Annotated in this window: 31 protein-coding genes; 17 read left to right on the top strand and 14 right to left on the bottom strand. The window is 70.7% G+C overall.

Features of this window, described 5'->3' with window-relative positions; translation table 11 throughout:
• Nucleotides 1-29 precede the first annotated feature (29 nt).
• A complete protein-coding gene (locus AMA02S_RS00900; RefSeq protein ID WP_067449954.1) occupies nt 30-308 on the top strand; it encodes a DUF1905 domain-containing protein in 279 nt (92 codons plus the stop codon).
• Nucleotides 309-408: 100 nt separating this feature from the next.
• Nucleotides 409-1,893, top strand: coding sequence for an alpha/beta fold hydrolase (locus tag AMA02S_RS00895; protein WP_067449951.1), 1,485 nt, complete (start codon nt 409-411; stop codon nt 1,891-1,893).
• Between the two features lie 111 nt (nt 1,894-2,004).
• On the opposite strand, the gene AMA02S_RS00890 is transcribed toward AMA02S_RS00895, so the two are convergent.
• From AMA02S_RS00890 to AMA02S_RS00865, 6 genes are all read right to left on the bottom strand, one after another.
• Nucleotides 2,005-2,865, bottom strand: coding sequence for an alpha/beta hydrolase (locus AMA02S_RS00890; protein WP_218004806.1), 861 nt, complete (start codon nt 2,863-2,865; stop codon nt 2,005-2,007).
• Complete coding sequence (locus tag AMA02S_RS00885) at nt 2,862-3,356, bottom strand: nuclear transport factor 2 family protein (protein ID WP_218004805.1); 495 nt, start codon at nt 3,354-3,356, stop codon at nt 2,862-2,864. The genes AMA02S_RS00890 and AMA02S_RS00885 overlap by 4 nt, the downstream gene beginning before the upstream one ends.
• A 201-nt stretch (nt 3,357-3,557) precedes the next feature.
• Nucleotides 3,558-4,325 (bottom strand): group II truncated hemoglobin, encoded by a 768-nt coding sequence (locus tag AMA02S_RS00880; protein ID WP_067449946.1) that lies wholly within the window; start codon nt 4,323-4,325, stop codon nt 3,558-3,560.
• A gap of 85 nt (nt 4,326-4,410) precedes the next feature.
• Nucleotides 4,411-4,941, bottom strand: a complete 531-nt coding sequence (locus AMA02S_RS00875) for a copper resistance CopC family protein (protein WP_067449944.1) — start codon at nt 4,939-4,941, stop codon at nt 4,411-4,413.
• Complete coding sequence (locus AMA02S_RS00870) at nt 4,938-5,654, bottom strand: YcnI family copper-binding membrane protein (protein WP_067449942.1); 717 nt, start codon at nt 5,652-5,654, stop codon at nt 4,938-4,940. The genes AMA02S_RS00875 and AMA02S_RS00870 overlap by 4 nt, the downstream gene beginning before the upstream one ends.
• A 122-nt stretch (nt 5,655-5,776) precedes the next feature.
• Nucleotides 5,777-6,382, bottom strand: a complete 606-nt coding sequence (locus tag AMA02S_RS00865) for a hypothetical protein (RefSeq protein ID WP_067449940.1) — start codon at nt 6,380-6,382, stop codon at nt 5,777-5,779.
• Between the two features lie 224 nt (nt 6,383-6,606).
• On the opposite strand from AMA02S_RS00865, the gene AMA02S_RS42715 reads away from it, so the two are divergent.
• On the top strand, nt 6,607-6,759 hold the full coding sequence (locus AMA02S_RS42715; protein ID WP_169806751.1) for a hypothetical protein: 153 nt from the start codon (nt 6,607-6,609) through the stop codon (nt 6,757-6,759).
• A gap of 155 nt (nt 6,760-6,914) precedes the next feature.
• Nucleotides 6,915-7,514: a superoxide dismutase gene (locus AMA02S_RS00860; protein ID WP_067449938.1), complete on the top strand. Its 600-nt coding sequence runs from the start codon at nt 6,915-6,917 to the stop codon at nt 7,512-7,514.
• 124 nt (nt 7,515-7,638) lie between these two features.
• On the opposite strand, the gene AMA02S_RS00855 is transcribed toward AMA02S_RS00860, so the two are convergent.
• Nucleotides 7,639-8,277, bottom strand: a complete 639-nt coding sequence (locus tag AMA02S_RS00855) for a TetR/AcrR family transcriptional regulator (RefSeq protein ID WP_218004804.1) — start codon at nt 8,275-8,277, stop codon at nt 7,639-7,641.
• An 86-nt stretch (nt 8,278-8,363) separates the two neighbouring features.
• Here AMA02S_RS00855 and AMA02S_RS00850 point away from each other — a divergent pair, with 86 nt between their 5' ends.
• Together AMA02S_RS00850 and AMA02S_RS00845 are read left to right on the top strand one after the other, a co-directional pair.
• The gene (locus AMA02S_RS00850; RefSeq protein ID WP_067449934.1) at nt 8,364-9,002 is read left to right on the top strand and encodes a maleylpyruvate isomerase family mycothiol-dependent enzyme; all 639 of its coding nucleotides are present in this window, start codon (nt 8,364-8,366) and stop codon (nt 9,000-9,002) included.
• Entirely contained in the window at nt 8,995-9,282 is a 288-nt protein-coding gene (locus AMA02S_RS00845; protein WP_067449932.1) for a DUF1905 domain-containing protein, read from the top strand. Before AMA02S_RS00850 ends, AMA02S_RS00845 begins: the two co-directional genes overlap by 8 nt.
• Before the next feature lie 20 nt (nt 9,283-9,302).
• On the opposite strand, the gene AMA02S_RS00840 is transcribed toward AMA02S_RS00845, so the two are convergent.
• Nucleotides 9,303-10,739, bottom strand: coding sequence for an amino acid permease (locus AMA02S_RS00840; protein WP_067449930.1), 1,437 nt, complete (start codon nt 10,737-10,739; stop codon nt 9,303-9,305).
• A gap of 251 nt (nt 10,740-10,990) precedes the next feature.
• Between AMA02S_RS00840 and AMA02S_RS00835 the strand changes: the two genes are divergently transcribed.
• Together AMA02S_RS00835 and AMA02S_RS00830 are read left to right on the top strand one after the other, a co-directional pair.
• On the top strand, nt 10,991-11,230 hold the full coding sequence (locus AMA02S_RS00835; protein ID WP_157430297.1) for a ribbon-helix-helix domain-containing protein: 240 nt from the start codon (nt 10,991-10,993) through the stop codon (nt 11,228-11,230).
• Complete coding sequence (locus AMA02S_RS00830; protein ID WP_067449926.1) at nt 11,227-11,616, top strand: hypothetical protein; 390 nt, start codon at nt 11,227-11,229, stop codon at nt 11,614-11,616. The genes AMA02S_RS00835 and AMA02S_RS00830 overlap by 4 nt, the downstream gene beginning before the upstream one ends.
• A 39-nt stretch (nt 11,617-11,655) precedes the next feature.
• On the opposite strand, the gene AMA02S_RS00825 is transcribed toward AMA02S_RS00830, so the two are convergent.
• Entirely contained in the window at nt 11,656-12,432 is a 777-nt protein-coding gene (locus AMA02S_RS00825) for a sulfite exporter TauE/SafE family protein (protein WP_245667289.1), read from the bottom strand.
• Nucleotides 12,433-12,588: 156 nt separating this feature from the next.
• Between AMA02S_RS00825 and AMA02S_RS00820 the strand changes: the two genes are divergently transcribed.
• On the top strand, nt 12,589-13,158 hold the full coding sequence (locus AMA02S_RS00820) for a dihydrofolate reductase family protein (protein WP_067449924.1): 570 nt from the start codon (nt 12,589-12,591) through the stop codon (nt 13,156-13,158).
• 14 nt (nt 13,159-13,172) lie between these two features.
• Here AMA02S_RS00820 and AMA02S_RS00815 read toward each other — a convergent pair whose 3' ends face one another.
• Nucleotides 13,173-13,910, bottom strand: coding sequence for a PaaX family transcriptional regulator C-terminal domain-containing protein (locus AMA02S_RS00815; protein ID WP_067449922.1), 738 nt, complete (start codon nt 13,908-13,910; stop codon nt 13,173-13,175).
• Nucleotides 13,911-14,021: 111 nt separating this feature from the next.
• On the opposite strand from AMA02S_RS00815, the gene AMA02S_RS00810 reads away from it, so the two are divergent.
• From AMA02S_RS00810 to AMA02S_RS00800, 3 genes are all read left to right on the top strand, one after another.
• On the top strand, nt 14,022-15,785 hold the full coding sequence (locus AMA02S_RS00810; protein WP_067449920.1) for an acyl-CoA dehydrogenase family protein: 1,764 nt from the start codon (nt 14,022-14,024) through the stop codon (nt 15,783-15,785).
• A 295-nt stretch (nt 15,786-16,080) separates the two neighbouring features.
• Nucleotides 16,081-17,328: a cytochrome P450 gene (locus tag AMA02S_RS00805; RefSeq protein ID WP_067450148.1), complete on the top strand. Its 1,248-nt coding sequence runs from the start codon at nt 16,081-16,083 to the stop codon at nt 17,326-17,328.
• Between the two features lie 9 nt (nt 17,329-17,337).
• Nucleotides 17,338-18,474, top strand: coding sequence for an NAD(P)-dependent alcohol dehydrogenase (locus tag AMA02S_RS00800; protein WP_067449918.1), 1,137 nt, complete (start codon nt 17,338-17,340; stop codon nt 18,472-18,474).
• On the opposite strand, the gene AMA02S_RS00795 is transcribed toward AMA02S_RS00800, so the two are convergent.
• A complete protein-coding gene (locus AMA02S_RS00795; RefSeq protein ID WP_084264384.1) occupies nt 18,454-19,362 on the bottom strand; it encodes a 2-hydroxyacid dehydrogenase in 909 nt (302 codons plus the stop codon). The genes AMA02S_RS00800 and AMA02S_RS00795 overlap by 21 nt on opposite strands.
• 82 nt (nt 19,363-19,444) lie before the next feature.
• Between AMA02S_RS00795 and AMA02S_RS00790 the strand changes: the two genes are divergently transcribed.
• Nucleotides 19,445-20,452 (top strand): nitronate monooxygenase, encoded by a 1,008-nt coding sequence (locus AMA02S_RS00790; RefSeq protein WP_281181828.1) that lies wholly within the window; start codon nt 19,445-19,447, stop codon nt 20,450-20,452.
• Here AMA02S_RS00790 and AMA02S_RS00785 read toward each other — a convergent pair whose 3' ends face one another.
• Nucleotides 20,453-21,379, bottom strand: coding sequence for an LppU/SCO3897 family protein (locus tag AMA02S_RS00785; protein ID WP_157430296.1), 927 nt, complete (start codon nt 21,377-21,379; stop codon nt 20,453-20,455).
• A gap of 263 nt (nt 21,380-21,642) precedes the next feature.
• Here AMA02S_RS00785 and AMA02S_RS00780 point away from each other — a divergent pair, with 263 nt between their 5' ends.
• The gene (locus tag AMA02S_RS00780; RefSeq protein ID WP_245667288.1) at nt 21,643-22,953 is read left to right on the top strand and encodes a glycosyl hydrolase family 18 protein; all 1,311 of its coding nucleotides are present in this window, start codon (nt 21,643-21,645) and stop codon (nt 22,951-22,953) included.
• Nucleotides 22,954-23,043: 90 nt separating this feature from the next.
• On the opposite strand, the gene AMA02S_RS00775 is transcribed toward AMA02S_RS00780, so the two are convergent.
• Nucleotides 23,044-23,340: a DUF6191 domain-containing protein gene (locus AMA02S_RS00775; protein ID WP_157430295.1), complete on the bottom strand. Its 297-nt coding sequence runs from the start codon at nt 23,338-23,340 to the stop codon at nt 23,044-23,046.
• Nucleotides 23,341-23,488: 148 nt separating this feature from the next.
• Here AMA02S_RS00775 and AMA02S_RS43845 point away from each other — a divergent pair, with 148 nt between their 5' ends.
• The 3 genes from AMA02S_RS43845 (at nt 23,489) to AMA02S_RS00760 (ending at nt 24,749) form a co-directional block, all read left to right on the top strand.
• Nucleotides 23,489-23,983 carry a MerR family transcriptional regulator gene (locus AMA02S_RS43845; RefSeq protein WP_157430294.1) on the top strand — a complete coding sequence of 165 codons (495 nt, stop codon included), beginning with the start codon at nt 23,489-23,491 and terminating at the stop codon, nt 23,981-23,983.
• On the top strand, nt 23,865-24,179 hold the full coding sequence (gene trxA, locus AMA02S_RS00765) for a thioredoxin (protein WP_067449910.1): 315 nt from the start codon (nt 23,865-23,867) through the stop codon (nt 24,177-24,179). Before AMA02S_RS43845 ends, trxA begins: the two co-directional genes overlap by 119 nt.
• A 108-nt stretch (nt 24,180-24,287) precedes the next feature.
• Complete coding sequence (locus tag AMA02S_RS00760; protein WP_067449908.1) at nt 24,288-24,749, top strand: carboxymuconolactone decarboxylase family protein; 462 nt, start codon at nt 24,288-24,290, stop codon at nt 24,747-24,749.
• A 75-nt stretch (nt 24,750-24,824) separates the two neighbouring features.
• On the opposite strand, the gene AMA02S_RS00755 is transcribed toward AMA02S_RS00760, so the two are convergent.
• Nucleotides 24,825-25,205, bottom strand: coding sequence for a VOC family protein (locus AMA02S_RS00755; protein WP_067449906.1), 381 nt, complete (start codon nt 25,203-25,205; stop codon nt 24,825-24,827).
• Between the last annotated feature and the right edge of the window lie 155 nt (nt 25,206-25,360).

Raw genomic sequence — 25,360 nt, 5'->3', positions numbered from 1 at the left:
GCGAGAGACAACGCTACAAGGAGGTCGGCATGGGCACGGCACTGGACAAGCGATTCACCGCGAACCTACAGAAGAGCCCCAACAAGGGCGGCTGGACGTACGTGATCTGGCCCGAGTCGGCGGAGTTCTTCGGGACGCGGGGCCTGGTCAAGGTCCGCGGGACCATCGACGGGCACCCGTTCGAGGGCTCCTTCATGGCCCTCGGCGACGGCAACCACAAGCTCGCGGTGAAGGCCGAGCTGCGCGAGGCGATCGGCAAGGAGGCCGGCGACGACATCACCGTCCATCTGGAGGAACGCGTCCGCTAGGTCGTGCCGCGACTCGGACCGGGCTCCCTCTGCGGTAGCGGGCGCGGTCTACCCGTGCCGGGCGATGCGCGTCCGGGTCCCCGCCGGTCATCGTCGGGGGATGAGGCAGATCTTGAAGTGGATCGGCGTGCCGATGGCCGTGTGCGCGGCCATCGCGGGAAGCGGCGTCGGCGCCGCATCGGCGCGGGAGCCCGCGCCCGAGTGCATAGCGGTCCCCGGCGCGGAATGCGGAACGATCCAGGTTCCGCTGGTGCGGTCGCGCCCCGACCTGGGAAGGACGACGGTCGCCTACGCGGTGATCCCCCATCGGGACACGTCCCGGCCGGCCAAGGGAACGGTCACCGTCAACCCGGGCGGGCCGGGCGACTCGGCGTTCGCGTTCGCGCCGCTCTACGCGGACAAGTTCCGCACCCTCCTGCAAGACCACGACATGCTGCTCGTCGAGCCGCGCGGGGTGAACCGCTCCGGCGGCATCGACTGCGGGTTCGGGGACGCGCTGCCCGCGACCCGCGAGGGCCTCGTCCGCACGATCGGCGACTGCGGCGAGGCCCTCGGCGCCCGCGCGCGCGGCTACACCTCCGCGGAGACCGCCGACGACATCGACGCCGTCCGCGCGAAGCTCGGCATCGGCAAGCTCGACCTGCTCGGCGAGTCGTACGGCACCTATCTCATGACCGTCTACGCCCAGCGCCACCCCGAGCGGGTGCGGTCCATCGTGCTGTCCAGCGCCTACCCGATCGACTTCGACATGTGGGCGCGTCCCAACGTCCGCGCCGCGCGCAGGACCCTCGCGCTGGTGTGCGACCGCAGCGGCGCCTGCGACGGCGACCGCGTCCTGCGCGACGTCGCCCGCCTGTCGGACCGGTTGGGCGACCGGCCGATCTCCTACGAGCTGGAGAACGGCGAGCGGCGCACCCTGGACGGCACCGCGCTGTCGGCGATCGTCTACGACGCCGCCACCCGGGCCCCGCAGGGCATCGGGACCATCCCGTCGATGGTCCGGGACGCCCTGCGCGGCCGCACCGCCGCGCTGGTCGCGGCGGCCCGCGAGCTGGCCCCGATGAGCGGTTCGTCCGCGCCCGACGAGCAGCCCTTCAACCCGGCCCAGTCGGTGACCGTGATGTGCAACGACTACCCGACCCTGTGGGACCGTGCCGCGCCGGTCGCCACCCGGACCCGGCAGTTCGCGGCCGGACGCGCAGCCCTGCCCGAACGCGAGTTCTGGCCGTTCGGCAAGCAGGCGTGGACCAGCGCCATCACCGACCGCGGCAACAGCTGCCTCAACTGGCCCGACCGGGAGGGCACGGGGCAGCGGACCGGTCCCCTTCCCGACGTCCCGGTGTTGGTCGTGTCCGGGGACCTGGACGCCAACACCCCGACCGAGGAGGGGCGCCTCGCCGCCCGCCAGTTCCGCCGCTCCACCGTCGTGGAGGTCCCGAACGTCGGCCATGTCGCCGAAGTGGAGCCGAGCGGCTGTGTGGCGGGCATCGAGACCGGCTTCATCCGTGCCCTGAAGGTCGGTGACACCTCCTGCATGGCCGACATCCCGCCGGCACCGGTCGGGGCGGCGCCTGCCAAGTCCTAGGACAGCCTTCGCGTGTGGACGACGCGGTCGACGCGCCGCCCGGCCCGGCCGGGCGGCGCGTCCACGCCGGTCAGGCGACGGTGGCCACCCCGACCGCCAACGCGACTCGGTTCACAGCGTGTCCTTGAAGTGCGCTTCGGCCGCGTCCACGGCGGTGGTCACCGCCGGTTCCTGGTCGTAGAAGTCGAACTGGGTGCCTGTCGTCCACACGAACTCCTTCGGCCCGCCGAGACCCGCGTGGAACCGGCGGGCACCGTCCGGGATGGCGGCGTCCTCGCTGTGGACGAGCAGGACCGGGCCGGTGAGACGCGGCGCCAGCGCGACCGAGTCGAACTCCAGCCACTCCTTCCACGCCATGACCGCGAACCGGTTGGGCCACTGCGGGATGCCGCCGCGAGCCGGGTTCAGGTAGAAATCGATGTCGAAGGGCATGGCCGCACGCGGATCGGTGCCGCTCACCACGGGCACGTACTCGACCTCGCCGGTCCGCTCCCAGTGCGCGCGGGCCTGCGCGGCCTCGGCGAGCCGCGCGTCCACGTCGTAGTTCTCCCGGCAGATCGCCTCGTCGTGCAGCCAGGGCGCGACAAGGGCCAGCGACCGGACACGCGGGTCTTCGGTGGCGTTCGCGCTCATGTACATCGCGGCGGCGCACACCCCGAGGGCGCCGATCCGTCCCGTGTCCACGTCGGGACGTCCCGCGAGGTAGGTCACCGCATTGTGGATGTCCCGGACCTTCCGCTCGGGCGACTCCACGTCGCGGGGCTCACCGCCGGACTCGCCGTAACCTGCGAAGTCGAACGAGAGGGCGGCGAACCCCCGCTCGGCGAGCCGCTCGGCGTAGCGGTCGGCCATCTGCTCCTTGACGCTCGTCCACGTCCCGGCGACGACGATGCCGGGCACCGGCCCGTCCCCGCCGGGGTGGAGGAGGTTCCCGGTCAGGGTCGCCGCGTCGCTGGCGAAGGTGACCTTCACCGGCCCGCCGCCAGCGTCGTGAGGTGCTGGTTGCCGTCCGCCCACGTCGCGGTCATCACCAGCCCGCTGATCTTCCATCCGTCGTCGCGGACGAGGTCGAAGCGGTAGGTGCCGCCGAGCGTCCAGAGCGGTGACCCGTGCGGGTTCTCCAGACGATGCGTGGCCTGGAAGGACGCCGTGCAGACGGCGGTGTCGCCGGCCACGTCCACCAGATGGTTGGTGATCATGTGGTGGGTGGCGTCATACCCGCCGAGCCCCTGCCGCCAGCCGTCCACGATCTGCCCGGCGCTGAGGACGGCGGGCTCACCGCCGTTGAGGCTGGTGTAGTCCAGCCGCACCTCGTCCGCGAAGATCGTCTTCAGGTGCTCCCATTCGCGCTGGTCAGCGTGCCAGGCCAGCCGCGTGCACGTCTCGATGATCCCCAACCGATCTTCGGTAGAACCCATCTCTCCCACCCCCGCGCCGTCGTTCCCGGCCTCGTTGCCGGCCACGAAGATCCTCCGGCCCCACCCCTCGCACCGTCCAATCGCCGCTCTGATAGCCATGCGTTATCAAACGCTGGACGAGCGGCCGGTACCGCGGGGTGGGGCACGCCTTCGCGCTGTCCGATCAGCCGGCTCCGGACCTGGTTGAGACGGCCGTGAGAGCCGGGGGGCGCCGCTGTTGACCGGCCAGCCGCTGCGTTGGGCTCGTCATTCGGCGGGGATGTACGGCGGGGCGACGCCCCAGCCCCAGTGCGGCATCGGTGCTTCGAGCGGCGGCTCCGCCCCGGGCTGGGAGTTGGTGAGCGCTATGCGGGTGCCCCACTCGATGTAGCCGCTGAACGCGGCGCGGAACTCGGGGTCGTCCGGGAGGCCGACCTCGTCCGCCGCGTCCATGAGCAGGCTGACCCAGCGGCGGCGCTGCGGTTCGGTGATGGCCTTGCCGAGGTGCTGGCGGACCATGTGGTGGTAGCCGCCGCGCTCGCCGCTGTAGCGCTCCGGGCCGCGGAACACCTCGCTCAGCCACATCGCGACGTACCGGGGGTGGCCGGGGTCCATGTGCGCGAACAGCGGGCCGATCAGGTCGTCCTTGAGAACCTGCGCGTAGAACACCTCGGTGAGCCGCTCGAACGCCGCGGTGCCGCCCGCCCAGTCGTAGAGCGTCGGGACGGACGAGCCGGAGCCGCGCACGTCCGTCCGCTCGTAGTGCCGCATCTCCTCGATCTGCTCCACGTACGGTTTGATCTCGGCGAAGAAGGCGGGGAAGTGCTCGCCGCCCCGGAAGCCTTGCCTGTGGTCGTCGGGGGACGTCCAGCCGATGCGCAGGATGTAGGACGCGGGGTCGTCGGTGCACCGTGACAGTTCGTAGTCCACGCACTGGGGGGCGGCCGCGAGCGGGACCGAAGCCCGCGCGTAGGCGGCCTCGAACTCCTCTGCTTCCTGCGGGTCGATCCTGTAACGGATGTATTCGACGATCATCTGGCCCCCTGGCGGTCGCGCCGGATATCGCATCCGGTCGGGTAATTACTGTAATGCTGTAATCACCCGACCGGAAGCGAAACGATCACCCTTTCGCGCGCCGGGACCAGGCGACGCCGCCGCCGACCAGGGCGATGACCAGCGCGCCCAGCCCGATCCACAGCCAGCCGGACGACCCGCCGGAGTCCTCACCGGCCGCTGCCGGTGCCGTGGGGGGTGCCGGCGCACCGGTCGGGGCCGCGGTACTCGTCGAGCCCTTCACGGTGAACTTGAAGCTGCCCTTGACCGGGTGGCCGTCTGTGGCGACGACACGCCATCCCACCGTGTAGACACCGTTCGGCAGCGTCCCGGAGACGGTCTCGGTCACTGTGTTGTCGATCGCCTGGGCCTTGCCGGCCTCGTGCCGTCCACCGGACGCGTCGGTCAGCACGACCTGCGGCACCATCACCGGGTCCGCATAGGTCAGAACGATCTTGGACGGTGGTGCCACGGTCGAGTTCGACGCCGGGTTCGCCGACTTCAGCGTGGTGTGCGCCGAGGCGGGCGCGGCGCCCAGCGTCACCACCAGCGCGGCCACCGCGCCGCCCGCGGCCAGTCTGACCGCGGTCCTCGTCATGCCCGGCTCCTCGCGCGGGTGATGCCGTAGCCGCCGACGCCGAGGCCGATCACGCCGACCGCGATGCCGATCCCGCCGAGAAGGCGGGCGGTTCCGTCGCTCGCGTCCGACTTCGCGGCGGCCTTCGGCTGGACGGCCACGCCGGTCGTGGACTTGGCGGCGGCGGGTTCGGCGCCCTTCGGCGTCAGCTTGAGCGCCGGCGCCGGGTGCTCGGGCTCGTTCTGCCCGTCGCCGGGGTCCTGGTCCCACTTGACGACCTCGCCGCCCGAGTAGGTCTGCTCGGCCTTGAACAGCATCCGGTCGGTGTCGGTCGGCAGCGGGCCCATCGAGACGTCGAACTCCTGGAACTGCCCCGGGTCGATCTTGCCACCGCTCCAGGTGATCCGGGAAACGGCCTCGGTCAGCTCCGATCCCTCCATCTTCAGCGGGGTCTTGAGCTTGGCCTTCTCCACCTTCACCTTCCAGCCGGGGACGGGACGCACGGAGACGAACGCCACCGGGTGGTCGGTGGGCAGGTCCACCTGGATCTTGGTGGTGCCGGCGTCGTCGCGCTCGTTCGGCACCCGGAAGGACACCTTGGTGAACCCGCCCTGCTCGGCGGTGCCGGGGTTGACGGTGACGTGGGCGGACGCGGCGGTGGCGAGCCCGATGACCGACAGCGCGGCGAGCGAGGAGAGGGTCGCGAGGCGGCGGACGGGCGGGGTGGAAAGCATGGCGGAACTCCGTTCGAGTCGTACGGGAGGAGCCGGAGGCGCCGCGGATCGGCGCGTCCGGTGACACCTGCGGCGCCCGCGGAACACGAACTCGGTGCTGAGCCGATTGGTGCTGAGCCGGATCAGTGCTGGACGAGCGCCCTCGAACGGGACGGCGGCCCGCGCCGGACGACCTGGTGCCGGAGCACCCGTCCGGTGGTCATGGCGGCGTCCGCGGCCCGGACGGCCGGAGCGCCCATCGAGGGCGTGGCCGGTTCGACGGAGAACAGGATCAGCAGCAGCCGCAGTGGACGCTCGGCCGCCATGGCCAGCCGCCGGGCGAGCGACCACGCCGCTCGCTCGCCGCGCCGCAGCCACAGTGCGGAGAGCAGGGCGGCGGCGGTGTGCGCGAGCGTCATCGCGGTGCCCGAGGCCTGCACGGCCCCGCCGTGCGCCCCGCCGATCCCCGACGCGTGGTGCAGCATGGGGTCGGTCGCGCTCGCGAACAGCGTGTGCAGCACGAACTGCCCGCCGAGGAGGCCGCCCGCGATCGTCGCGAGCGAGCGCTCGTGCCCGGCGAGCACGAAGGTGACGGCAAGGACCGTCCCGAACCCGGCGAGGACGGCCCAGGCGGGGACCGCCTCCCGCGACGCCAGGGCATGCCCGATCGCCGCGAGCGTCACGCACACGGTGGCGAACACCACCGCGCGCGCCGTGCGGGGCGGCGGATACGGGCGCTGTGCGGACATGACCGGGCTATCGTCCCACCGCCAGGACCGAATGTGCACTCGACCCCCGGAAGTGGCCACGACACGCCCAACATGTTGGGGCTGCACGAGGACACTCGACTACATGTAGGGTTTCTATCCCGTGCTGGGTCCGCCCCCGCCGGGTTGCGGCGGGGGCGAGGCGTTCAGAACTTCTCGGAGTGGGCACTCGTTGAACGGGAAAGGCTAGGCCGAGGAGGAAGAACGTGGCTTCTCTCATCGACCGGATCAAACGATTCGTGAACGGCCCGCAAGGGCGGCAGGCGCGCGCACGGGCTGAGCGGCTCGCCCGGGACCCCCGGACGCAGGCCAAGGTCCGCGGTGTGCTGGCGCGACTGCGCGGCGGGCGCCGCCACTGACCCGTCACCCCGGCGTTCCGGTCGGGATTCCTCGCTGACACGCAGGGATCCCCGACCGGCCCGTCGGTCTGCCCATGCGCGGCCACCGACGCCGGCGCGGAGACCCACGTGTTGCGGGTTGGACGTAACTGCAACTCGTTTGCAATAGTGGCGGCATGGCTGACTACACGCTGCCCGACCTTCCCTATGACTACGCAGCCCTGGAGCCGGCGATCACCGGCGAGATCCTGGAGTTGCATCACTCCAAGCACCATGCCGCCTACGTCAAGGGCGCCAACGACACGCTGGAGAAGCTCGCCGAGGCGCGCGACAAGGAGCAGTTCGGCGGTCTGGTCGGCCTGGAGAAGACGTTCGCGTTCAACCTCTCCGGCCACGTCCTGCACTCGATCTTCTGGGACAACCTGTCGCCGGACGGCGGGGACCGCCCGGACGGGGAGCTGGCGGCGGCCATCAACGAGCACTTCGGCTCGTTCGAGGCGTTCCAGAAGCAGCTGTCCAGCGCGACGTCGCTCGTCCAAGGGTCCGGCTGGGGAGTGCTGGCGTGGGAGCCGCTGGGCCGGCGTCTCATCGTGGAGCAGGTCTACGACCACCACGGCAACATCGGCATGAACTCCACCCCGCTTTTGGTCTTCGACGCCTGGGAGCACGCCTACTACCTGCAGTACCGCAACGTCCGCCCCGACTACGTGCAGAGGCTCTGGTCGCTGGTCAACTGGGCGGACGTCAAGACCCGCTTCGACAACGCCCGCGGCTAGCCGCGGCCGCAACGCCCGCGGCGAGTCCGCAGGGGCGCCCAGACCACGGCGCCCTCCAGGCCGGGATCGTGCTCAGAACCTTTCCTTGCGGTCTGGAGGGCGCCGTGCCGCGCGGGGCCTCGTCCTAGCAAGACCGGTACCGCTCCAGGAACATGTCCACGCCATCGGTGATGAGCCGCTCGGCGAGATCCTGGCGAAGGCTCGCACCGATCGAACCGACGATCAGATGGGGGTAGACGGCCAGGCTGAAGAACTGGATGACGGCGACCTCGACGTCGGTGATGGCCAGCTGGCCCCGGTCGCACAGGTCGCCGAACACTTCGCCGAGGGCGGCGGCGGAGCGGGCGGGACCGCGCTCCTGGTAGGCGTGGCCGAGTTCGGGGAAGCGGCGTAGCTCGCCGGTGACGAGGTTGCGTAGTGCCAGCCGGGAGGGGTCGGTGGCGGCGGTCACCAGGGCACGCGCGGTGTCCAGCAGGGCCTGGCGGACGTCGTCGGTGTCGGCGAGGCGGGTGCGTACCTGGGCCATGGTGGTGTGGGCTTCGCCCATTGCCTGGCCGATGACCTCGGTGAACAGCTCTTCCTTGCTGCCGAAGTGGTTGTAGACGGTCACCTTGGAGACGCCCGCCGTGGCGGCGATCAGGTCCATGCCGGCGTCGAATCCTTCCCGGACGAACATCTCGCGGGCGGCGGCGATGATGGCCTGCCGGTTGCGTTCGGCGCGTTTGCCCGAGGGGGCCGCGGTTCTCGTGCTGTCTTTGCCCACGTCCTGCATGCTACCTCCAACTGAACTCTTGAGTACAGAAGCAACTTTCCTGTACAGTACAGTTCAGTTCACGATCGAGGGGTAACATGAACGAGATCTGGGCGGTGGTCCACGCCGAACGCGAGGCCCTGATCCGCGACCTGGAGGGCCTGCCCGCCGAGCGCTGGGACACCCCGTCATTGTGTCCTGGCTGGGATGTTCACGATGTCCTGGCCCATCTCGTCGATGACGCCAAGACCACACGCCTCGGCTTCTTCCGGCGATTCGCCGCCGCCCGCTTCGACTTCGACCGCTACAACGACGAGGCGGTGGCGCGGGAACGTGCCGACGAACCACAGCGCACGCTCGCCTCGTTCCGCGCGGTGAGCCACCGGACCACCAGCGCTCCGGTATCGAAGGACACCCGGTTGGTCGAGGCGTTCGTCCATGGCGAGGACATCCGGCGTCCGCTCGGCCTCAGCCGGACCTATCCGGTCGCGCACGTCGTCACCGCGCTGCGCTACCAGCTCGGCACCCGCGTGACGCTCGGCGGAGGCAAGGAACGCGCACAGGGACTGCGCCTGACGGCGACCGACGCGAGTCTCGCCGTCGGCGAAGGCCCGGAGGTGCGCGGTACCGCGCTTGCGCTGCTGCTGGCGGCGTCCGGGCGGCCCACCGGCGCGGACGAGCTGACGGGCCCGGGCGCCTCTGCGCTGACGCGGGACGGAGGACTCCACCATGGCTGAGAGAACGGCGCACGAGATCGACACCACGTTCACCGCCACCGTCGTCGCCGACTCCAACAGCGGCTGGCCCTGCGTGCGGATGCCGGGCTCGGCGGACTTCTTCGGCACCGGCAAGGCCGTCAGGGTGGCGGGCACCGTGGATGGGCACGACTACGAGGCGGCCATGCTGCCGATCGGCGGCGGAACGCACATGATGCCGCTCCGCGCGGCCTTCCGGAAGACCATCGGCAAGGGGCTCGGCGACGAGGTGACGGTGCACCTGACGCGCAGGTTCTCCTAGCTCGTCGCCGTCCTCAGTCCTCAGTCCTTCAGGCTCCTCCGGCCGGGGTTGAGCACCGACGCGCGCCTGCTGTAGGCGAAGTACACGACGCAGCCGAGCAGGAACCACACCCCGAACCGCGCCCACGTCTGCCACTGGAGGAACGTGATCAGCCAGATCGAGAACCCGACACCGACGAGGGGCACGATCGGCATGCCCGGCGTCCGGAACTCGCGCGGCAGGTCGGGCCGCTTGTAGCGGAGCACGATGACCGCGATGCACACCACGATGAACGCCAGCAGGATGCCGATGTTGGTCAGCTCCGCGGCCTCGGCGATCGGCAGGAACCCGGCGATCACCGCCGACCCGGCGCCGAGGATCCAGGTGATCCGCGTCGGTACGTGCCGGGTCTGGTGCGTCTTGGCGAACCAGCCGGGGAGCAGCCCGTCCCGGCTCATCGAGAACCACACCCGCGTGGCGCCCATCATGAACGTGAACAGCACCGTCAGCACGCCCAGGATCGCGCCGACCGCGATGACGGCCCCGAGCGCGTCCATCCCCACGGAGTCGAACGCCGACGAGAACGCCGCGTTCGTGTCGATGTCCTGGTAGTCGACCATGCCCGTCAGCACCAGGCACGCCAGGACGTACAGCACCATCGAGATCGCCAGCGAGTAGAGGATCGCCTTCGGCATGTGCTTGCGCGCCTCCTGCGACTCCTCCGCCGCCGTGGACATCGCGTCGTACCCGAACACCGCGAAGAACACGGTCGCCGCCCCGGTGAAGGCCCCCGACCACCCGTAGGGCAGGAACGGCGAGTAGTGCCCAGTGTTGATCTTGAAGACGCCGACCACGATGACCAGCAGGACGATCCCGACCTTCAGGTAGACCAGCGCCGTCTCGAACCGGGCCGCGCTCTTCATCCCGAGGTTGAGCACGTAGGCGATCAGCAGGCACAGCAGCGCCGCGAACAGGTTGACCTTGTAGCTGCCGTCCGCGATGCCCTTCGGTTCGGTGCCGGGCGCACCGCTCATCCACAGCGGCAGGTCCACGTCCAGGAACCCGAGCAGGTCGTTGAAATACCCGGAGATCCCGATGGCGACCACCGCCACGATCGCCGTGTACTCCAGCAGCAGGTCCCACCCGATCGCCCACCCGGTGAACTCGCCGAGCACCGCGTACCCGTAGGTGTAGGCGGATCCGGCGCGCGGGATGAGCCCGGCGAACTCGGCGTAGGAGAACGCCGCCGCCGCGCTCGCGATCCCCGCGACCAGGAACGAGATCAGCACGCCGGGCCCGGCCTTCTCGTTCGCCACCGCCCCCGCCAGCGAGAAGATCCCGGCGCCGATGATCCCGCCGACGCCGATCGCCGTGAGCTGCCACAGTCCCAGCGTCCGCGTGAGCCCGGACGCCGCGCCCTCGTCGTCGATCTGATCGATGGGCTTGCGGCGCAGCATCCCGTCCAAGACCGAGGCCATGTACCTACCTCCCGACACGGGCCCCGCACCATTGCGGGCCACCGGGAGACTCTGCCCACGAAATTCATGGCCGGACAAGGTCAACGAGATCACGATTCGGGCATAGTCCCCCCACACCTCGTCAACCTGTGTATATGGACAAGGAGGGAAGGGCGGGCCTGGGGCGGGCCCGTCACCGCACCTTCCCTGGACGTCGCCGGCGCTGACGGTGATACACACTTCTGGCGCACAAAGTGTGTATCGTGGTGGCCATGGCTCGACTGAACATCACGTTGCCTGACGAGCTCGCCGCGACCCTGCAGGGACTCGCCGCGGACAAGAAGATCCCCTCGGTCTCGGGTTTTCTGCAGGACGCCGCCCTGCTCAAGCTGGCCTACCTGCAGGACGCCGACACCGTCGATGAGCTGTTCGGGCCTCCGACCCCGGATGAGCAGGCGCTGGTCGACCGTCTCATCGACGGCGCCGCGCAGCCCGACCGGAACGTTGCGTGATCACCGGCCACGTCGTCGACACGACCGCTCTGCTGGACCTGGCCACCGGTAAGACGATCTATGTGCGGGCCCGGCTGAGGGCATCGATCGCCGCCCACGCCAGCATCGTCATCCCCGCGGCCGCACTGGCACGCGCGTGGCAACTCGTCCCCGATCACGGCCGCGGCGTCCTGGAACGGCTGCCCCGGATGGAGGTCGTGCACGTCGACGACCTGGACGAGGTGATCGCCCAGCAGACCGGACTGCTCGCCGCGAGCGTGCCCGACCTGGGCGTGGACGCCGCGCAGGCCGCGTGGTCGGCCCGATGGCGCCGCTGGCCCCTCATCACCGCCACACCGGACGCCTACAAGGCGATACCCGGCGTTCGAGTCGAACAGATCCCCTGACGCATCCAGGCGTTCGCCTGGGCCGGTGCCGCCGCCAGGTCAGCCGATCGTTTGGAGCAGGTAGCCGGCGGCCAGCGTGGTGGCCAGCAGACCCAAGATCAGCCGCAGGGCGGTTTCGGGAAGCCGGGGTTGCAGGCGTGCGCCCAGGTAACCGCCGACGAGCCCGCCGAGGCCGCAGGTCAGGCCGAGCCTCCAGTGGGGAGCGATGTCGCCGGTGGTCATGAGGGACAGCGCGGCGTAGGCTCCCGCGCCGACGAGGGAGGCCAGGAAGGTGGAGGCCAGCGCCGCAGGCGCGACGAGGGCGACGGGCATGCCCCGGCCGACCAGGATGGGGCCCAGGAGAGAGCCGCCGCCGATGCCGTAGACGCCCCCGACGGTTCCGACGGCCAGCGCGAGCGTGGTGATGAACCGTCGCGACGGCTGCCCGGCGCGGCGGGGTGGACGCAGTGTCCGGGCGCAGAGCCACAGGCCCAGCGGCAGCAGGAGCAGACCGACCAGGACGCGGAAGACGGCGGCGCCGGGGACGGCGAACACCCTGATGAACGCCCCGGCGACGACGCCCGGCAGGGTGCCCGCGATCAGCAGCCGGGTCAGCGGCCCGGCGAGATTCCCCGCGCGATAGTGGCGGGCCAGGGCGCCGGGACCGGCGACGACGTTGAACAGCAGGTTGGTCGGGGTGACCGCCGGGCTGGGCACGTTCAGCACGCTGAGCTGGACCGGGAGCAGGAAGACCGCTCCCGACACCCCGACCGGCGCGGTCACCATCGCGATCAGCAGACCGGCGGCGAACCCCGACAGTTCCGCTTGGCCCGTCACATCCTCAACTCCGCCATCATCGGGCAAAGCATGCCTTGCCGGCATCGGGCAGGTGGAGTGGGGGCGAGTGCGGACCCCAGGGGACCCGCTAGCGGCGATGAATCCGGCGGCGCCCGGTGGTCGTACTGTCGAACCCGTTACCGAGGAGGGACTCTGATGCGCAGCGTGACCTATTCGATGAACGTCTCACTTGACGGCTACATCGTCGGGCCGGACGGCGGTTTCGACTGGACGGCGCCCGACGAGGAGGTCTTTCGCTCCTGGATCGACGAGATACGCGGAGTCGGCGTCCACCTGTTGGGACGCCGGCTGTACGAGACGATGCTGTACTGGGAGACCGCCGACCAGGATCCATCGCTCGACGACTCAAAGCTCGAATGGGCCGGGCTCTGGAATCCGCTCCCGAAAGTCGTGTTCTCCACCACGCTGTCGGAGGTGCAGGGCAATGCCCGCCTGGCCTCCGGCGGCCTGGCTGAGGAGATCGAGCGGTTGCGGGCCGAACCAGGGGAGGGCGACATCGCGATCGGCGGCGCCACCCTCGCCGGCGAGGCGGCCGCGTCGGGTCTGATCGACGAGTACCGGGCCAGGTTCTACCCGGTGCTGGTCGGCGGTGGCATTCCGTTCTTTCCCCAGCGTGAGCACCGGGTGGATCTCGAACTCACGGAGACCCGCACCTTCGACTCGGGAGTCGTCTATCTGCGCTATCGCGTGGCGCGCCAGCCGTAGGGGCGCATCTTCGGTCAGGAGAGGACGTGGTGGGTGAGCAGTTGCTCGAAGTCTGTCTCGAAGCGCTCGTAGCGGGTGCGGAGGTCGGGGCCGGGCCAGTCGGCGGGGAGGAGATCGGGGGGCAGGATCGGGTCGTCCAGGAGGTGGCGGAGGACGGCCGCGGAGAGGGTGAAGCGTTGGGCGATCGTGGTGGCGCCGTCCAGGGCGGTGCGCAGGAGGCGGGCGGACGCCGCCCAGCCGTCCAGGTCCCAGAGGGTGGTGGCGAGCGTGGCGGGGTCGTCTTCGGGGTGGGCGGTGAGGAATCTGCACTGGCGGACGACCGTGCTGGGGCGCCGGCGGGTCAGGTTGGCGGGACGTAGCCAGGTGCCCTCGCGGAGTTCCGCCAGCCGGAGCGCCGACATGGCCTGGCGGAGCGCGGCGCGGTCGGGGGCGGGGCGGCGCTCGGCGGTGATGACGGCGATCTCCCAGGTGCCGTCCCAGGGACGGGTGTGGGGGAGGCGGCTCTCGTCCTGGCGGGCCTGGCGGTCGAGGAGGCGCTCGGTGAGGGCGTAGGTGCCGTCGGCCTGGACGAGGTCGCCGGAGGCGACCATGCGGGAGAGCGCGACCCGGATCGTGCCCTCGGCGATGCCGAAAAGGTCGCCGACGCGGACGAGGTAACGGGCGGGGAGTCGGGGTGGGTGGACGCCCAGCAGCGTACTCAGCACCACTGATCGTGCGGTGAGCGGCCGGATCTCCAAGGTGTTGGCGGTCATGTCTGGTCGGAATTCTATCTGCTGGACGTTCGCGGGGAGGGGTCCTCTGAGTGAGCGCCGCCGTGATATTACAGTCTTTCATCGTATGAGTTGGGAGCGTAATGTTCGGTCATGGGCTCCTATCTGATCGAACCGGTCGACCGGCTTCCCTACGGCGGCGCGGACAAGGCCCGGCGGTACGCGACGGAGCGCTATCGCGGGGCCGTGGGCCGCAACTGGTACGACGGCGACCCGACGCTGCGGTTCTTGATACGGCGCCACCTCGGGGACGGGTTCGAATGGGCCGAGCCGAGGCTGCGGGAGATGGGCGCACTGATGGGCGGGCCGGTCGCGCGGTGGGCCGAGGAGACCGACCGAGACCCGCCGCGGTTGGAGAAGTACGACCGGTGGGGGCGGGACGTCAGCGAGGTCGTCATGCCGCCGTCGTTCGAGGCCGCGCGGGAGCGGCTGGTGACGACGTCCTTCACACGGCCGCAGTTCGTCGCGCAGGCGCGGGCGGCGGGAGTCGATCCGGCGCCGTTGGAGGTCGCCTGGAGCTACCTGCTCGACCAGGCCGATATCGGGATGGCGTGCGCGCTGGGGACCGGCGGTGACATGGTCGTGAGTCTCACCGAATCATTCGCGCCGGACGATGTGAAGGCGCGGGTGCGGGAACTGTTCGCGGCCGGGGAGTTCTCCGGTGAGGCCGCGCAGATGTTGACGGAGAGGTCCGGCGGGTCCGATCTCGGAGCGTTGGAATCGACGGCGTCGCCGGACGGGGATTCCTGGCGGCTCAACGGGTTCAAATGGTTCGCGTCCAATGCGAACGGTTCGGCGTTCGTGGTTCTGGCCAAACCCGAAGGCGCGGCCGACGGAGTCCGGGGAATCGCGCCGTTCCTGGTCTTGAAAGAGCGGCGGGACGGGTCGCGCAACGGCGTCCGGATCAGGCGGCTGAAGGACAAGCTCGGTACCCGGTCGGTAGCGTCGGCGGAGATCGAGTTCACGGACGCGGAGGCGTTCCTGCTGGCCCCGGGGGAGAGTGGGGACGGCAAGGGCCTCGCTCGGATGATGGAACTGACGAACGGCGCTCGGCTGGGCATTTCCATGATGGGCCTCGGATGTGCGCGGCGGTCGCTCGTCGAGGCGCTCTGTTATGCGCGGGCCAGGGAGGCGTTCGGGACGTCATTGGACGAGCACCCTTTGATGCGCCGGAAGCTCGCCGAGCTGATCGTCGAGACGGAGGCCGCGCAGGCGTTGGTGTTCGACGGATATCTGGGCCGTCCGCGGTTGCGGCTGGGGCCCGCGCTCATCAAGCTGAGGACGGCGCGGCTCGGTGTCACGGCGGCCAGTGACGCCATCGAGATCCATGGCGGAAACGGCTATATCGAGCAATGGCCGGTCGCGCGGATTCTCCGGGACGCCCAGGTGAATCCCATCTGGGAGGGCGGCGACAACATCCTGTGCCTGGACGTGCGGCGCGCGATCGAGCGGCAGGACGCGCACGAGCCGTTCCTCGACCGGCTGACGCAGGCCGTCCGGCAGGCGCCGGACGGGGACGACGCGACCGCCGGCCTGGTGGACGAGCGCATCGGCGACCTGCGCGAGGCCATCGACCGGTGGCGTGGCCTGGACAGGACGACGGCGGAGGCGCGCCTGTACCCGCTGGCCCAATACATGGCGGACGTGTACGCGGCGGCGCTGCTGCTGGAGCAGGCCGGGTGGGAGCGCGCCGATTCGGGCGGCGACCGCAAGGCGCTGGTCGCGCGGCTCTACGCCCGGAGCCGGCTGGCCGACAAGGGGCCGCTGCGGGCGATCGACGCGCCGGCGGAGGATCTCGACCGTTTCAAGGACCTCGTGGACGGCGCGTTCCTCGACACGCCCGGGGAAGAAGGGTGAGGTGTCCGTCCGGACCGGGCGCGCGGGCTCCGTCACCACGATGATCCTGTCCCGTCCCGAGGCACGGAACGCGGTCGACGGGCCGACCGCGGAAGGGTTTTCTGACCGCGACGCGCTCGCCGCCGAGTTCCGTCACGGGCCCGGGTCGCTGGATGATGCTCTGAAGGGCGCGCAGCGGTTCACCCGGGGGCATGGGCGGCACGGCGGCTTCGACGGCATTGGAGAAGTCGGCCGAACCCGAGTCGGCTTCCAGGGTCCCGTTGCGGGCGGCCACCGTGAGCGAGGAGCCGATCGCATGACCCTGACCGTGGACGAGGCGGGCCGCGCGCTCGCGGACCCGAAGTCCTACGCCGACGAGCGACGCCTGCACGAGGCGCTCGCGCTGCTGCGCCGCGAGGCGCCGGTGCACCGCGTCGAGGCTCCGGACTACAACCCGTTCTGGGCGGTCACGCGGCATGCCGACGTCCTGGAGGTCGAGCGCGAGCACGGCGTGTTCCTCAGCGCGCCGCGCCCCATCCTCAGCACCGCCGAGATGGACGAGATGAACCGGCAGCGGCAGGAGCAGGGCATCGCGCTGCGGACGATCGTCCATATGGACGACCCCGACCACCGGGTCGTCCGGGCGATCGGCGCGGACTGGTTCCGGCCCCGGGCGATGCGCGATCTCGAACCGCGGGTCAAGGAGCTGGCGCGGCGCTACGTCGACCGGATGGTGGAGCTCGGTGGCGAATGCGACTTCGCGCGGCAGGTCGCGGTGCATTTTCCGCTCTATGTGGTGCTGTCCCTGCTCGGCCTCCCCGAGAGCGACTTCGACCGGATGCTCAAGCTCACGCAGGAACTTTTCGGCGGTGACGACGACGACTACCGGCGCGGTGCGACCAAGGAGGACAAGCTGGAGGTCCTGATGGACTTCTTCGCCTACTTCCAGCGGCTCACCGAGGCGCGCCGCCGGACCCCCACCGACGACCTCGCCTCGGCCATCGCCAACGCGCGGATCGACGGCGAACCGTTGAACGACTTCGACACCGCCTCGTACTACGTGATCATCGCGACCGCCGGGCACGACACCACCAGCGCCACCATCGCGGGTGGCCTGCACGCGCTGATCGAGCATCCGGGCCAGCTCGACCGGCTCCGCGCGAAACCCGAGCTGATGCCGCTCGCCGTGGACGAGATGATCCGCTGGGTGACGCCCGTGAAGGAGTTCATGCGGACCGCGGCGCGCGACTACGACCTGCGCGGCGTCACGATCCGCGAGGGCGAGTCGGTGCTGCTGTCCTACCCGTCCGCGAACCGGGACGAGGACGTGTTCGACGACCCGTACCGCTTCGATGTCGGCCGCGACCCGAACAAGCACCTAGCGTTCGGGTTCGGCGTCCATTACTGCCTCGGTGCGGCGCTGGCCCGTATCGAGGTGCGCGCGTTCTTCGAGGAGCTGCTCCCGAGGCTCGGTTCGATCGAGCTCAGCGGGGTGCCGGAGAGCACCGCGACCACGTTCGTCGGCGGTCTCAAACGGCTGCCCATCCGCTACTCGGTCGCCTGAGGGGCCGGCATGCGGTTCGAGGCCGCGGTGCTGCGCGCCGCCGACGCCCCCTACGCGATCGAGGCGCTGGATCTGGACGGCCCGGGGCCCGGCGAGGTGCTCGTCCGGATCGTGGGCGCCGGGATGTGCCACACCGACCTGCTCGGGCGCGCGCCCGGTGACCGGGTTTCCAAGCCGGTGATCCTCGGGCACGAGGGCGCGGGCGTGGTCGAGGCCACCGGTCCCGGTGTCGCGGGTCTCGCCGAGGGCGACCATGTGGTCATGTCGTTCGACTCGTGCGGATCGTGCGCCAACTGCCGCGCGTCGCTGCCCGGCAACTGCAGGGCGATGGCCGCGCTCAACATGACGGCCCGGCCCCGGGACGGGCGCCCGCGCGTCACCGACGGCGGCGGCGCGCCCGTCCACAACCGGTGGTTCGGGCAGTCGTCGTTCGCGACCCACGCCCTCGGGACGGCCCGCAACGTCGTCGCGGTGCCGCGCGACATCCCGCTGGAGTCGCTCGGTCCCCTCGGCTGCGGCGTCCAGACCGGCGCCGCGTCCGTGCTGATCTCGCTCGGCGTCCGTCCGGGCGAGTCCATCGCGGTGTTCGGGGCGGGCGCCGTCGGGCTCGCCGCGGTGATGGCCGCGCGGGTCGCGGGCGCGACCACGATCATCGCCGTCGACCTGCACGGCCCGCGCCTCGACCTGGCCCGCGAACTCGGCGCCACCCACGTGCTGGACGGCGCGAGCGGCCCGGACGGCGGCGCCGACCTCGCCTCACGCGTCCGGGCGATCTCCAGCGGCGAAGGCGTCCAGTACGCGCTCGACTCGACCGCCGTCCCCGAGGTCGTCTCGGCGGCGGTCGCGTCCCTGCGCACCACCGGCGTCTGCGGCCTGGTCGGCGTCGGCGCGCGGGAGTACCGGCTGGACGCCTCGCTCCTGCTCATGGGACGCACCGTCAAGGGCATCATCGAGGGCGACGCCGTCCCGCACACGTTCATCCCGAAGATGATCGAGCTGTGGCGGCAGGGCCGCTTCCCCTTCGACCGGCTGGTCACGACCTATCCGCTGGCTCAGATCAACCAGGCCGAGGCCGACGCCCGAGCGGGAAAGGTCGTCAAGCCCGTCCTGCTCCCGGGCGCTCCACTAGACGACACCGTGCAGTAGCTCTTCGTCGCTTGCGAGGCGGCGGCAGTTCTCCGCCGCCACGGCGAAATAGCGGGCCCAGGTCTCGCGGGTCAGCCACGCGACGTGCGGCAAAACGACCACGTCGGCGCGGGCGAGCAGCGGGTTGGACGCCTCCACCGGCTCCCGCTCGAACACGTCGAGTCCGGCGCCGCCGATGTGACCGGACTCCAGCGCGGCCACCAGCGCGGCCTCGTCGATCACCGCGCCGCGGGCGGTGTTGACCACGATCGCGCCGGGCGGCAGCAGCGCCAGCCGCCGGGCGTCCAGAAGATGGTGGGTCTCCTCGGTCAGCGGGATGTGCACGGACACGATGTCGCTGACCCGCAGCAGGTCGTCCAGCTCCATCCAGGACGGGTCGTCGCGGCGGGGGCGGCGCGCGGTGTAGACGACGCGCGCGCCGATCGCCTCCAGCATCCCGCGCAGCAGGCCGGCGATCTCGCCGCCGCCGAGCAGCCCGACCGTCCGCCCGCACAGCTCGCCGCCGACCAGCGCGCGGTCGGCGGGCCAGCCCTCGCCGCGCCGCGTCCGCGCGTCGAACGCGATGACGCGGCGCAGGGTGGCCAGCATGAGCAGCAGGCTCGTCTCCGCGACGGCCTGCGCGTTCTGCCCCGGCATGTTCGCGACGCGGACGCCGCGCTCCCGCGCCGCGTCCAGGTCGATCGTGTTCACGCCGGTGCCGAGCTTCTGGATCAGCCGCAGCTTCGGGGCGCGGTCCATGTCGGCGGCGGTCAGCGGGCGCAGCACGTGCCAGATGACCTCGGTGTCCGGCAGCAGCCGGCCCAGGCGCGCGTCGTCCTGCTCGGAGCAGCTCACGATGTCCAGCCCGGGTTCGGAATGGTCCATGTCGTAGTGCAGCAGCACCCGCATCCTGCTCCCCTTTCGGTCAGCGCCGGTCCATGAACGGTGTCCCGGACGCGGTGCCCGGTGTCCCGCGGGCTATCTTGCCCTCGTGACGGCAGCCCTCGCGAAGACGGACCGGCCCATCATCCAGGCGCCCATGGCCGGCGGGGCCTCCACCCCGGCCCTCGCCGCCGCCGTGTCGGACGCGGGCGGCGTCGGCTTCCTCGCCGCCGGGTACAAGACCGCCGCCGCCATGCGCGAGGACATCGCCGCGACCCGCGGGCGCACGTCCCGCCCGTTCGGGATGAACGTCTTCATGCCGTCCCTGGACGGCATCGACGACGGCGCTGTCGCCGCCTACCGTGACCGGCTGGTCCCCGAGGCCGAGCGCCTCGGCGTCGACCTCGGCACCCCGTCCGCCCGCGACGACGACTACACGGCCAAGATCGCCGACCTGCTGGACGACCCGCCCGCGTTCGTCAGCTTCACGTTCGGCTGCCCCACGGTCGATGTCATCCGCGCCTTCCAGGACCGCGGCACCACGGTCGTCGTCACCGTGACCAGCACGGACGAGGCGCGCGCCGCGTCCGCCGCCGACGTCCTCTGCGTCCAGGGAGCCGAGGCGGGCGGGCACCGCGGCTCGTTCACCAACTCCGTGGACGGTGCGCTCCCGCTGCGCGAACTCCTCCGCCTCGTCCGCGACCTCGTCCCGCACCCGCTGATCGCCGCCGGTGGCCTGGCCACGTCCGAGGACGTCGCCGAGATCCTCTCTCTCGGCGCCGCGGCGGCGCAGGTCGGGACGGCGTTCGTGCGCTGCCCGGAGAGCGGGGCCAGCGCCGTCCACAAGGCGGCATTGGCCGACCCCCGCTTCATCTCCACCGCGATGACCAGGGCTTTCAGCGGACGACCCGCCCGCGGCCTGGTCAACCGGTTCCTGACCGAGCACTCGGCGCAGGCGCCCGCCGCCTACCCGGACGTCCACTTCATCACCGCGCCGCTGCGCAGGGCGGCGGCCGCGCAGGGCGACCCGGACGTCGTCAACCTGTGGGCGGGCGAGGCGTTCCGGCTCGCCCCCGAGGCGCCCGCCGCCGAGATCGTCGAGATGCTGTCGCGCTGATCAGCCCGGCAGCGGCCGCAGCCGCTCGCCCAGCGTGGGACGCAGCTTCTTCAGGCAGATCACCGGTAGGTACCTGTTCTGGGTGCTCAGGTAGTTCGTCGCTCCGGAGGGGCATTCACCCGTCGACTTCACGCGCGTGACCACCTTGGCCACCGCGTCGTCGGACGTGCAGTCGGCCCGTGACACCTCGCCCAGGACGAGCGTGGGATCGGTGATGCAGTCGCCCGAGCCGATGATCTTCCCCGCGTGGCCGAGGCACAGCACGGGACGCGGCGGTGCGGTCCGGCCGTCGGACGGCGAGAGCGTCATCGTCTCCAGCGTCCGCGACGCCGGGCAGGCGCTCTCCGCCTGGACGCGGGCGATGACCTTGCCGTACCAGTCCGGCTCCGAGCAGGGTTTCTCGCCACCGAACCCGAAAGCCGCGTTCACGCAGTCGCCGACGGAGATCATCGCTCCGCCGGCACCGGGATCGCCCGGATGGGGGCCCGCGAGGTTGCGGACGCAACTCTCCCAGTAGTGCCGATCGTTCGACCCGGCCGTGACGCGGACGACTCCGTCGCTGCCATCCGGGCAGTCGGGCGCGGATCGGGTGGCGAAATCGAACGCCGACCTCTCCCCCTCCGCCGTCACCTTGACGACCTTCGCCGCGGCCTTCGCGTCGTCGCAGGTCACCCGCTCACCGAACGGGATCTTGTGCGCGGAGCCCATCTCCATGCGCGTCGCGACGCACTGCTCGGCCGTCACGGGCCCGGACGGTGCGCCGGACACCCCGTGGGACAGCACGACGGCCCCGAGCGCGACGGCGGCGGCGATCCCGGCACCGGCCGCGAGGATGATCCTCCGCCTGCGCCGCGGAGGGCGTAACCCGCCTCGTGCTCCGGGCGAGCGCCCGTGCCGGTTCGGTTCTTCAGACCCCTGCCCGGACATGATCATGACCTCCCAGGATCGCCGGCTCAATGTTAGAAGCGAGATCTTCCAGGCGACATTGCGTCCGCGTCCCATCACCCTCCACGACTCCGGCCAGGGTGTTCCGGGCGCCGGGGTCTTCCCGGCCCAGACCGACCCGGTTACTCTTCTTGTGGCGTCCACGCCGGCCGTATAAGCCTTTCGCCCTGGGAGGGTCCCGTCCGCGGGATTTGTTGGGCTCTGCGCCGGCTCCTCTGTGTCCCCGTCAACTGAGGAGTCGACTCGTGAACTACCAGTACAGGCGATGGTCGCCCGCGGTGGCCGCCTTCGCCGCCGCCACGGTGGCCCTGGTGCTGTCGCTCGGCGCCGTCATGCTCTCCGCGCCACCGTCCGCCCGTGCCGTGATCGCCTGCGGCTTCCCCGCCTGGTCGGAGGGCAAGGCGTACACAGCCGGGACGAAGGTCGCCTACAACGACAAGGGCTACGAGGCGCGCGTCAACCACACCGCCTACACCACCAACTGGAACCCCGAGTCCGCCCCCACCCTGTGGCGCGGCCTCGGCGCCTGTGACGACCAGCCCCCGACCACCCCGCCGACGACGCCCCCCACCGACACGCCGACGACCCCGCCCGCCGGTGACACCTGCGCGGTGAAGTCCAAGCCGGAGGGCAAGGTCCTCCAGGGCTACTGGGAGAACTGGGACGGCTCCATCAACGGCGTCCACCCGCCCTTCGGCTGGGTGCCGATCACCGACTCCCGGATGATCAAGAACGGCTACAACGTCATCAACCTGGCGTTCCCCGTCATCCACTCGGACGGCACCGTCCTGTGGGAGGACGGCATGGACGCGACAGTGAAGGTCTCCTCCCCGGCCGAGATGTGCGCGGCCAAGGAGGCCGGCGCCACCCTCCTGATGTCGATCGGCGGCGCGACCGCCGGCATCGACCTCAGCTCCAGCACCGTCGCCGACAAGTTCGTCGCGACCGTCGTCCCGATCCTGAAGAAGTTCAACTTCGACGGCATCGACATCGACATCGAGACGGGTCTGTCCGGCGCCGGCAACATCACGCAGCTGTCGCCCTCGCAGTCGAACCTGATCCGCATCATCGACGGCGTGCTCGCCCAGATGCCGTCCAACTTCGGGCTGACGATGGCGCCCGAGACGGCCTACGTCACCGGCGGCAGCGTCACCTACGGCTCCATCTGGGGCGCCTACCTGCCGATCATCAAGAAGTACGCCGACAACGGCCGCCTGTGGTGGCTGAACATGCAGTACTACAACGGCAGCATGTACGGCTGCTCCGGTGACTCCTACCAGGCCGGGACGGTCCAGGGCTTCGTCGTCCAGACCGACTGCCTCAACAAGGGCCTGGTCATCCAGGGCACCACGATCAAGGTTCCGTACGACAAGCAGGTCCCCGGCCTGCCCGCGCAGCCGGGCGCCGGTGGTGGCTACATGTCGCCCAGCCTCGTCGCCCAGGCGTGGAACAACTTCAAGGGCCAGCTGAAGGGCATCATGACCTGGTCCTTCAATTGGGACGGCTCGAAGGGCTTCACGTTCGGCAACAACGTCCGTTCCCTCCAGGGACGCTGAGTCAACACCCGGGCGCGGGCCGTGCGAACACGGCCCGCGCCCGGCCCATGTCCGGACGCCCTCAGGCGCGCGGCCCCGCTGACCGGCCGCTCAGCCGGCGTCGGACGGGCGTCGCACGATGGCGGTACCGGCGTCGAGGTCGACGCGGGCCGGGGGCGCGCCGTCGTTCTCCTCGTCGCGCAGCATCAGCGATGTGCGGCGTTGCTCCTGCTGGTGCCGGTGCGTGCCCTGGAAGAAGGCGTCGAGTTCGCCGACCGCGACCGCCGAGACCGGGCGGCCCGCCTCGTCCCGCCGCCAGGGCAGGCGGAACCTGCGATGCGCCCAGAGACCCGCCCGGTCGAGGGCGGCGAAGGCGACCAGCGCGATCACCAGTCCGGGGATCGTCATGAAGACGATGATGGCCATGTCCCCTTCAACGGACGTGCCCCGCCGCCGGTTGCGCGGCGCGGGGACCGAATTCGGCGGAGACCGGGTTGACATTGACGTCGGTGTGAAGGGTTAGCGTCGTGGACGGCCACGGAGCAGGGAGGGGCCGATGCGGATCGGGGAGCTCGCCTCGCGGGCCGGGGTGAGCACGCGGACGTTGCGCTACTACGAGCAGCAGGGGCTGCTGCCGGCGCGGCGCGCGGCCAACGGGTACCGGGAGTACGAGGAGTCGGACCTGCGGCTCCTCGCGGAGATCCGCACGCTGCTGGCGGCCGGGTTCACGCTGGAGGACGCCCGGCCCTTCGTGGACTGCCTGCGCGCGGGCCACGCGATGGGGGCGGCGTGCCCGGAGTCGGTCGCGGTCTACCGGCGCAAGCTGGCGGAGATCGACGCCGACATCCGCACCCTGGTCCGGCTGAGGTCCGATGTGACCGACCAACTGAAGCGGGCCTGTCCCGGCTGCACGCTCTCACCGGAGGCGACGGATGATCACTTTGACCGCGGAGAACTTCGACGAGCGGGTGCTCCGCTCCGGCAAGCCGGTACTGGTCGAATTCTGGGCGGACTGGTGCCCCCCGTGCAAGATGATCGCGCCGATCCTTGACGAGATCGACGCCGAGTACGGCGACCGTCTCGCGGTCGCCAAGCTCAACGGCGACGACCATCCCGAGGTCGCGTCGCGGTACGGGGTGCTGGGCTTTCCGACGCTGAACCTCTACCGGGACGGCGAGGTCGTCCACCAGATCGTGGGCGCCAAGCCCAAGCGGCGTCTGCTCGCGGAGTTGGCGGGCCATTTCTAGGTTCTCGCTGCGTCTGGTTTCTCGTCGTGTCTTGCTGTGTCGGGTCACATTCGCCCGGCGCGCTCCGTCAGTGGGGTGAACGATTCGACACGACCTCTAGGAGCGAGCATGCAAGCGCGGATGAAGAGCTCGGCGTACGTCCTTCCCGACGCGGTGAAGGGCATCGGCGCTCTGATCAAGGCCACCGGTGAGGGCGGCGTCCCGCAGGAACTGCTGGAGTTCGTCGCCCTGCGGACCAGCCAGATCAACGGGTGCAGCGCCTGCGTCTACGGGCATCTGGCGAACGCGCGGAAGGCCGGCGCGACCGATGACCGGCTGTTCAACGTCGGCACCTGGCGCGAGGCGCCCTTCTACACCGACGCGGAGCGGGCGGCGCTGGCGCTGGCCGAGGCCGCCACGCGCCTCGCCGACCGGTCGGGTGACGCGGTGCCGGACGAGTTGTGGGACGAGGTCGCCGACCACTTCGACGAGAAGCAGCTGTCCGCGATCATCCTCATGATCGGCCTGACCAACATGTTCAACAGGCTCAACGCCGTCATCAAGGAGCCCGCGGGCACGACCTGGGACTGACGATGTGGCCGGCTTCCCCCGGGAAGCCGGCCTACCGGCCGTCCGGAGCCGCTGATTCCTCCCGTCCCGCCCTCGTCACGACCCGCCGCCGTAGGGAGTGGTGAGGATCTCCATCGCGTGGCCGCTTGGGTCGTCGAAATAGACGCCCCGCCCACCGTCGCGGGTGTTGATCTCGCCCGGTCCGCTGTGGTCGGGGTGGGCGTAGTAGTGGGCGCCCGATTCCTTGATGCGCGCGAAGATGGCGTCGAACTCCTCGTCCGACACCAGGAACGCGCAGTGCTGCACCCGGAAGTCGTCGGAGTCCATGAAGTCGAGCGTCACGCCGTTGCCGGTCCTGACGGGCAGGAACGGGCCGAACTGGGGGCCGACCTCCAGACCGAGGACGCCGGCGAGGAACGCCGCCGAGGTCTTCTTGTCCTTGGCCGGGACGATGATGTGGTCGAGGTTGACGGGCATGCTTCCCCCTGCCGCGAGAGCCCGGGTGGTTCCGGGCCTTACCCACCAGCCTGCGCCCTCGACCTTGCTTGAGGTCAAGGCCCGGCGGACCCCGCGGTGTGACATGGCGGACGAATCGGGCGGTGGTGCGCGGGTAGAGCTCCGGGGAACGGCCG

Origin of the sequence: Actinomadura macra NBRC 14102 (assembly GCF_001552215.1) — a bacterium.
Taxonomy (GTDB): domain Bacteria; phylum Actinomycetota; class Actinomycetes; order Streptosporangiales; family Streptosporangiaceae; genus Spirillospora; species Spirillospora macra.
Note: the sequence above shows the minus strand (reverse complement) of the source record. Positions and strands in the feature narration are given on the sequence as shown.